The 7,900-nt window shown below is 64.1% G+C and carries 7 protein-coding genes and 1 pseudogene; 3 read left to right on the plus strand and 5 right to left on the minus strand.

The window, feature by feature from the left end; genetic code table 11:
• Nucleotides 1–50: 50 nt before the first annotated feature.
• The 4 genes from folE2 to VGH68_RS10250 form a co-directional block, all read right to left on the minus strand.
• Complete coding sequence (gene folE2, locus VGH68_RS10235; RefSeq protein WP_331603482.1) at nt 51–857, minus strand: GTP cyclohydrolase FolE2; 807 nt, start codon at nt 855–857, stop codon at nt 51–53.
• A 236-nt stretch (nt 858–1,093) separates the two neighbouring features.
• On the minus strand, nt 1,094–3,001 hold the full coding sequence (gene dxs, locus VGH68_RS10240) for a 1-deoxy-D-xylulose-5-phosphate synthase (RefSeq protein WP_331603483.1): 1,908 nt from the start codon (nt 2,999–3,001) through the stop codon (nt 1,094–1,096).
• Nucleotides 3,002–3,088: 87 nt separating this feature from the next.
• Complete coding sequence (locus tag VGH68_RS10245; protein ID WP_331603484.1) at nt 3,089–3,970, minus strand: farnesyl diphosphate synthase; 882 nt, start codon at nt 3,968–3,970, stop codon at nt 3,089–3,091.
• Nucleotides 3,967–4,278, minus strand: coding sequence for an exodeoxyribonuclease VII small subunit (locus VGH68_RS10250; RefSeq protein ID WP_331603485.1), 312 nt, complete (start codon nt 4,276–4,278; stop codon nt 3,967–3,969). Before VGH68_RS10250 ends, VGH68_RS10245 begins: the two co-directional genes overlap by 4 nt.
• Between VGH68_RS10250 and VGH68_RS10255 the strand changes: the two genes are divergently transcribed.
• From VGH68_RS10255 to VGH68_RS10265, 3 genes and pseudogenes are all read left to right on the plus strand, one after another.
• Nucleotides 4,277–4,669, plus strand: coding sequence for a hypothetical protein (locus tag VGH68_RS10255; protein WP_331603486.1), 393 nt, complete (start codon nt 4,277–4,279; stop codon nt 4,667–4,669). The two genes, VGH68_RS10250 and VGH68_RS10255, sit on opposite strands and share 2 nt — an antisense overlap.
• Nucleotides 4,599–5,705: pseudogene (locus tag VGH68_RS10260) on the plus strand (aromatic ring-hydroxylating oxygenase subunit alpha). Before VGH68_RS10255 ends, VGH68_RS10260 begins: the two are co-directional and overlap by 71 nt.
• Nucleotides 5,706–5,853: 148 nt before the next feature.
• Nucleotides 5,854–6,723 (plus strand): sulfurtransferase, encoded by an 870-nt coding sequence (locus VGH68_RS10265; RefSeq protein ID WP_331603487.1) that lies wholly within the window; start codon nt 5,854–5,856, stop codon nt 6,721–6,723.
• A 132-nt stretch (nt 6,724–6,855) separates the two neighbouring features.
• Here the strand turns inward: VGH68_RS10265 and VGH68_RS10270 are convergent, their stop codons facing one another.
• The gene (locus VGH68_RS10270; RefSeq protein WP_331603488.1) at nt 6,856–7,785 is read right to left on the minus strand and encodes a dienelactone hydrolase family protein; all 930 of its coding nucleotides are present in this window, start codon (nt 7,783–7,785) and stop codon (nt 6,856–6,858) included.
• Nucleotides 7,786–7,900: the final 115 nt, after the last annotated feature.

Genomic DNA, 7,900 nt, shown 5'->3' on the forward strand with positions numbered 1-7,900 from the left:
AATGCATCGATGCGCCAGCAGCTAAGCTGGCGCACCTGGCTGAAAATATCTCAACTCACCCGCTTATCCCGCTCGATCACCGCATACGCGCTGTGATTGTGAATCGACTCGAAGTTCTCGGCTTCGAGCACATACGCGACGATGCGCTCGTGCGCGTTCAGACGCTGCGCAACGTCGCGCACGAGGTCTTCGACGAACTTCGGATTCTCATACGCGCGCTCGGTGACGAACTTTTCGTCCGGGCGCTTGAGCAGGCCCCACAGTTCGCACGACGCTTCTTCCTCGGCGATGCGCACGAGTTCTTCCACCGCAACGTCGCCGCTGAGCTCAGCGTCGATCGTGACGTGCGAGCGCTGATTGTGCGCGCCATATTGCGAGATTTTCTTCGAGCACGGGCACAGGCTCGTAACCGGCACCAGCACTTTCAGGAACAGCCGCGTGGTGCCGTTGCGGGTGTCGCCCGTCAGCGTGACTTCGTAGTCGAGCAGGCTTTGCACGCCCGACACCGGCGCGGTCTTGTTCACGAAGTACGGGAAAGAAACTTCGATGCGGCCCGCCTCTGCCTCGAGCTTTTCGAGCATCGCCGCGAGCATCGTACGGAACGTGGCTGCGTCGAGCGGCGCCTTGTTCTGTTCGAGCAACGCGACGAAACGCGACATATGCGTGCCTTTCTGCTCAGCCGGCAAATGCACGTCAAGATTCCATGTGCCGACCGTCGGCTGCGCGTCGCCGGCCTGCATGCGTACCGTCAACGGATGACGCACGCCTTTCACGCCAACCCGTTGAATCGGGATCTGGCGCGTGTCGGGCGTACTCTGCACGTCGGGCATCACAAACGCCGGATTCATCTGATTCATTTTTTTGTCCTTTCTGGAAAACGCCGGGCCACCGCAAGAGATCGCTGCATCGAGGACTGCCGTGCAACGACGGATTCGAGGCGCCCAGCGGCCGTGCGCATGCGCCCGCGCAACGGCGAACGCCGGCTCGTGCCGGCGTTGGGTGACGAGCCGCGACGCTCGTCGATTCAAACTGGAGATTATCGGGGCCGCCGTCACATGGCAGCGGCATCGAGCGGTGCGACAGCGGCAGCGCCCTACGCGACGCGCTTCACCGACGATTGACCGCCGATCGCGCCGCTCGCGAGGAAGCGTTCGCGGATCGAGCGGGCGATACCAGCGGCGTCGAGGCCACACGCGGCCAGCAGCTTCGCCGGGTCCCCATGATCGACGAACCGGTCAGGGAGGCCCAATTGTAGTACGGGTCGCATAACCCCACTCTCGAGCAGGGCTTCGACGCAGGCCGAACCCGCGCCACCCATGATGCAGCCCTCCTCGACGGTGACGATCGCGTCGTGTGTCTCGGCGAGTCGGCGCACGAGCTCGGTGTCGAGCGGCTTCACGAAACGCATGTTCGCGACCGTCGCATCCAGCTGTTCGGCTGCGGCGAGCGCCGGCGCAACCATCGTGCCGAAGGCCAGAATCGCGACGCGCTTGCCGGGGGGCGCGGAGGTTTCACGGCGCACTTCGCCTTTGCCGACCGGCAGCGCGGCCATCTGCCTGACTGTTGCGACGCCGGTACCCGCGCCTCGCGGATAGCGCACCGCCGACGGGTTCGACTGCTGCAATGCGGTGTACAGCATTTGCCGGCACTCGTTTTCGTCCGACGGCGCCATCACGGTCATATTCGGGATGCAGCGCATGAACGCGAGGTCGTAGGCGCCCGCGTGCGTTGCGCCGTCCGCGCCGACAAGGCCCGCGCGGTCGATCGCGAACACCACTGGCAGGTTTTGCAGCGCAACGTCGTGGATGAGCTGGTCGTACGCGCGTTGCAGGAACGTCGAATAGATTGCGACGACCGGCTTCATGCCGTCGGCGGCGAGGCCACCGGCGAACGTCACGGCGTGCTGCTCGGCGATGCCCACATCGAAATAGCGATCCGGAAAGCGCTTTTCGAACTCGACCAGGCCCGAGCCCTCGCGCATGGCCGGCGTAATGCCGATCACGCGTGAATCGAGCTCGGCGGCGTCGCACAGCCATTCGCCGAACACCTGCGTGTAAGTCTTCTTCGACGGCGTCGCGGCCGGCTTGATGCCTTCGGCCGGATTGAACTTGCCCGGGCCGTGATACAGCACCGGGTCGGCCTCGGCCAGCTTGTAGCCCTGACCTTTCTTCGTGACCACATGCAGGAATTGCGGACCGCGCAGTTCCTTGATGTTCTGCAGCGTCGGAATCAGCGAATCGAGATCGTGACCGTCGATCGGGCCGATGTAGTTGAAGCCGAACTCCTCGAACAGCGTAGCCGGCACGATCATGCCCTTCGCGTGCTCTTCCAGCTTGCGGGCAAGATCGAGAACCGGCGGTGCGACGCGCAGCACACGCTCGACGCCCGCGCGAGCGGCCGCATAGAAGCGGCCCGACATCAGGCGCGCGAGGTGGCGATTCAGCGCGCCGACCGGCGGCGAAATCGACATGTCGTTGTCGTTGAGGATCACGAGCAGCGGCACGTCGTCTTCGACGCCCGCATTGTTCATTGCCTCGAAGGCCATGCCGGCCGTCATCGCGCCGTCGCCGATCACCGCGATGCCCATGCGGTTATCGCCCTGCAGCTTGCTCGCGACCGCCATGCCGAGCGCGGCCGAAATCGACGTGCTCGAGTGCGCGGTGCCGAACGTGTCGTATTCCGATTCGTCGCGCTTCGGGAAGCCCGAGATGCCGCCGAGCTGGCGCAGCGAGTGCATCTGGTCGCGGCGGCCCGTCAGGATCTTGTGCGGATAGGTCTGATGGCCGACGTCCCAGACGATCCGGTCGTGCGGCGTATCGAACACGTAATGCAGAGCGATGGTCAACTCGACCGTGCCGAGGTTGGACGAAAGATGGCCGCCCGTCTGCGATACGCTGTCGAGCACAAAAGCGCGCAGCTCGTCGGCAAGCGGTTGCAATTGACGGCGATCGAGGCGGCGCAGGGCTGCCGGGTCGTCGATGGTTTTCAGCAAGTCGTACATCGTCGTTCCATTGTAGGAAAACTTACGCGCCCGCGCTTCATACATGCACCCCGGGGATGGAGGGTGCGCGGCGGCAGGCTTTCGCGTTCAGCTGACCCGGTTGACCACCAGGTCAGCCAGTTCGGCAAGACGCTGCGCGCGCGCGCCGAACGGCGCGAGCGCGGTATGAGCGTCGCTGCGCAGTTGCGCCGCGAGCGCGCGCGACGCGTCGAGCCCAATAATCGACACGTAGGTCGGCTTGCCGTCCTTCGCGTCCTTGCCAGCGGTCTTGCCGAGCGTTGCCGAGTCGGTCGTGACATCGAGAATGTCGTCGACGACCTGGAACGCGAGGCCGACCGCGGCGGCGTAGGCGTCGAGCGAGCGCATCGCGTCAGCGCTGGGCGCCTCGCCGGCCAGCGCCCCCATGCGCACCGCCGCGCGCAGCAACGCGCCGGTCTTCATCCGATGCATCGTTTCGAGTTGCGGGCGCGTGAGCGTATGGCCCACGCTGGCGAGATCGATCGCCTGGCCGCCGCACATGCCGATCGAGCCGCTCGCGAGTGCGAGTTCGCGCACCAGCGACGCCTGCTGCTGCGCGGCCAACACGTCGGAGGTGAGCACAAGGAATGCCTGCGATTGCAGCGCGTCGCCGACGAGCAGCGCGGTCGCTTCGTCATACTTGACGTGAACCGTCGGTTTGCCGCGGCGCAGTTCGTCGTCGTCCATGCACGGCATGTCGTCGTGGACGAGCGAGTAGACGTGGATCATTTCCAGTGCCGCCGACGCCGCGTCGACGCATTCGGCGCGCGCGCCTGTCAGCTCACCGGCCGCGTGGCACAGCAGCGGCCGGACCCGCTTGCCGCCGCCGAGCACTGCATAACGCATCGCCTCATGCAGCTTGCCAGGCTCGGTCACCTCGGCGGGCAGGTAGTGCTCGAGAGCCGTTTCGACGCGTTCGAGCACCGAGCGCATCCATTGTTCGAATGTCATAGGTCGTCGTCCCCGCTTTCAGTAGCGGCTGTGCCTGCGGTGTTCATGGGCAGCGGCTTGAGCGTCTCGCCGTCGAGCACGCGCACCTGCTGCTCGACCTTTTCGAGCTGCTGTTGACAGAATGCGACAAGCGCCGCTCCGCGCCGGTAGGCGGCCAACGATTCCTCGAGGCTCAGGCTACCGCCTTCCATGCGCGCGACCAGTTCTTCGAGTTCCGCCTGCGCGGCCTCGTAATTCTCGGGCAGCGGCGCGGTATCACCGCTTTCGGCTGGCGCGGCGGCGGTATCTTTCGATGCAGTCTTCGCCATGAATAGTCGCAAAATTAAAACAAGTCGAACATTCTACGGCAAAAGCAACCTTTCCGACCCGCTTGCCACGCTGCGAGCCGCCGCTCCACTTCAGTCCGAGCTCGCCTTCAACCAGTTTTTCGGACGCTTCGCCTCCGAAGTCTCGCAGAAAAAAGCAGTAAGGTCTGCGGCGAAAATGCCGAACTTTCTCGACATTTTTGACCCAAATCAGTCACTTAAGCGCCCCAGCAGTTGGGAAGCAGGTATAATCGCCGGTTCCCTAAATCGAATCTTCGATGGTTGGGTTGTTCACTGCTTTCACGTCTTCATCGGGAGTGGGAATGTCCAATCTGAGCAATGCATTGCAGCTGCGGTCTGTACACAGCCAGCTGCCAGTCACGGCTTACTTTGACGAAGCGCTTCTTACGCGCGAAATCGACACCCTTTTCAGGAAAGGCCCTCGTTACATCGGTCACGATCTCATGGTGCCCGAAAACGGGGACTACTTTGCCTTGCCCAGCGAACGCGAAGGGCGGGTGCTCGTTCGTAACCAGCAATCGCAAGTCCAGTTGCTGTCGAACGTGTGCCGGCACCGGCAAGCCATCATGCTCAACGGTCGCGGTCAGACGCAACACATCGTCTGTCCGCTGCATCGCTGGACGTACGATCTGAAGGGTGAGCTGCTCGGCGCGCCGCATTTCGCCGACAACCCGTGCCTGAATCTGGGCGCAACGCCGCTGCAGAACTGGCAGGGCCTGTTGTTCGAGGCGCAGGGACGCAACGTCGCGAAAGATCTCGCCCGTCTTGGCCCAAGCCGGCATTTCGACTTTTCGGGCTTCATGTTCGATCACGTCGAAGTCCACGAGTGCAACTACAACTGGAAGACCTTCATCGAGGTCTATCTGGAGGACTACCACGTCGCACCGTTCCATCCGGGCCTCGGCAGCTTTGTCAATTGCGACGATCTGACGTGGGAGTTCGGCGACTGGTACAGCGTGCAGACGGTCGGCGTGCACTAGGCGCTCGAACAGCCCGGCAGCCCGACCTATCGCAAGTGGCACGACGAAGTGCTGCGCTTTCGCGGCGGCAATCCGCCCGAATTCGGCGCGATCTGGATGGTGTACTACCCGGGCATCATGATCGAGTGGTATCCGCACGTGCTGGTCGTGTCGTGGCTGATTCCGCGCGGGCCGCAGAAAACCACCAATGTCGTGGAGTTCTATTACCCCGAGGAAATCGCGCTGTTCGAACGCGATTTCGTCAAAGCCGAGCGCGCCGCCTATATGGAAACGGCCCGCGAAGACGACGAAATCGCCGAGCGCATGGACGCCGGCCGGCGCGCACTGATGGAGCGTGGCGAGTCGCAGGTCGGTCCGTATCAGAGCCCGATGGAAGACGGCATGCAGCACTTCCACGAGTTTCTGCGGCGCGAACTCGGCAAGATCTGAGTCGCGCGGCGTCGCGCATGTATCAATGCAGGGAAAGACGGGCTTCGCCCGTCTTTTTTTGTTTAGACTACCGGGATAGGCGGGCCCTCCGCCCGCGCACTCGAAAGCGCGCAGCCGGAGCCGTCATCGTCCGCGTCCAGGAGACACCATGTCCCACACCCACTACACCACCCTGATCTCGGCGACCAATCTCGCGGAGCGGCTCGCGGCAGCGCCGGGCAGCGTGTTCGTCATCGACTGCCGGTTCGATCTCGCCGATACCGAAGCGGGCGAGAAAGCTTATCTGGCGGGCCATCTGCCGGGCGCGCATTATCTGCACCTCGATCGCGACCTGTCGGGGCCAAAGGACGGCTCGAATGGCCGCCATCCACTGCCGGATCGCGCGCGGCTCGTCGAAACGCTTGAATCGCGCGGCCTCAAGCAAGGCCAGCAGGTCGTTGCGTATGACGCGCAAGGCGGCATGTACGCGGCGCGCGTCTGGTGGCTGCTGCGCTGGCTCGGACACGACGCGGTCGCGCTGCTCGACGGCGGCTTGCAAGCCTGGGAGGCCGCCGGCAAACCGTTGACGCAAGACGCGCCCGCGCAAAACACCGGCGACTTCAACGCTGGCGCGCCGCTCGCGGTCACTGTCGACGCGCAGACGGTCGAGCGCAATCTCGGCTCGAAGGAGCGCGTCGTGGTCGATGCGCGCGCGGCCGATCGCTATCGCGGCGAAAACGAAACGCTCGATCGCGTCGGCGGCCACATTCCGGGTGCGCTCAACCGCTTCTTCAAGGACAACCTCACCGCCGACGGCCGCTTCAAGCCGGCACATACGCTGCGCGAGGAATTCCACGCGCTGCTCGGCGACACGCCACCGGAGCACGTGGTGCTGCAGTGCGGCTCGGGCGTGACCGCCTGCGTGAATTCACTCGCGATGGAAATTGCCGGCCTGCATGGCTCGGCGTTGTACGCGGGATCGTGGAGCGAATGGAGCGCCGACCCGAAGCGGCCGATCGCGACAGGACCGAATTCTTGAACCTTGGCCAGCGCGAATAGCTGTTGGTAGCCAGACAAAAAAGGCCGTTGCCGCATCGAAGCGGCAACGGCCTTTTTCATCGGATCGTCGGATCAACGACACCCCACACGACGATTTCGCGAAAGCCGGTAGTCAGCCTGCGTCCTCCGGGGTGACTTTTCGCGGGTGCACCCCAGTCGGCGCGCTATCTCCAGCCACGCCATGTTGCTTGAACCACACGAGCGCGCGACGCCAGCCGTCCTCGGCGTCGGCCTTCCTGTAGCTCGGCCGGTAGTCGGCGAAGAACGCATGACCCGCGTCGTCATACACGACGAACTGCGAGCCACGTCCGGCTTGGGGACCTTGCGCGATCGCCTGCTTCATCTGTTCGAGCGTGTCCTGCGGGATGCTTTGATCCTGGCGTCCATATAGACCGAGCACCGGCGCATGCAGGTGCGCCACAAGGTCGAGCGGATTGGCCGGCGTGATCGCATTCTTCGCACCGGTCACGCGGCCATACCAGGCGACGCCCGCTTTCACCCGCGGATTGTGCTCGGCGTACAGCCACGCGATGCGTCCGCCCCAACAAAAGCCATTCACGCCAAGCCGGTTCAGATCGCCACCGTTCTCGCCCGCCCATGCAGCAGCGGCATCGAGGTCGGCCAGCACCTGCTCGTCGGGCACCTTGCTGACCAGTTGCTCGTTCAACTGCTGCATGCTCGTGTAGACGGTCGGGTCGCCCTCGCGCTCGTAGAGGTTCGGTGCAATTGCCAGGTAGCCCTGCTTCGCGAAACGCCGGCAGACATCGGCGATATGCTCGTGCACACCGAAAATCTCATGCACGACCAGGATCACCGGTAGATGCGTCTTGCCTGCGGGCTGCGCACGATAGGCCGGCACCAGCGTGCCGCCGGAGCGAAACGCGACTTCACCGGCTTCGAGGCCGTCGCTGCCGGTATGGACGGTTTGCGCCGACACCGGCATTACGGCCGCCGCGAAACCGGTGCCGAGCGCTGCCTTGATGAAGGTACGCCGGTTGAAGGGAACGTGCGGGACCAGGCTATCGATTTCGGGCTTCAGCATGCGGCGCTCCTCGGGGGGTTGTCAGAGGCAACAGGATACGCGCTGCGCGCATCCTGTTGCCGATCCCCCATGGAACAGCCGGCGCGCGTCAGTGCAGCTTGACGCGGGGCAGCGT

Origin of the sequence: Paraburkholderia sp. (assembly GCF_036488505.1) — a bacterium.
Lineage (GTDB): Bacteria > Pseudomonadota > Gammaproteobacteria > Burkholderiales > Burkholderiaceae > Paraburkholderia.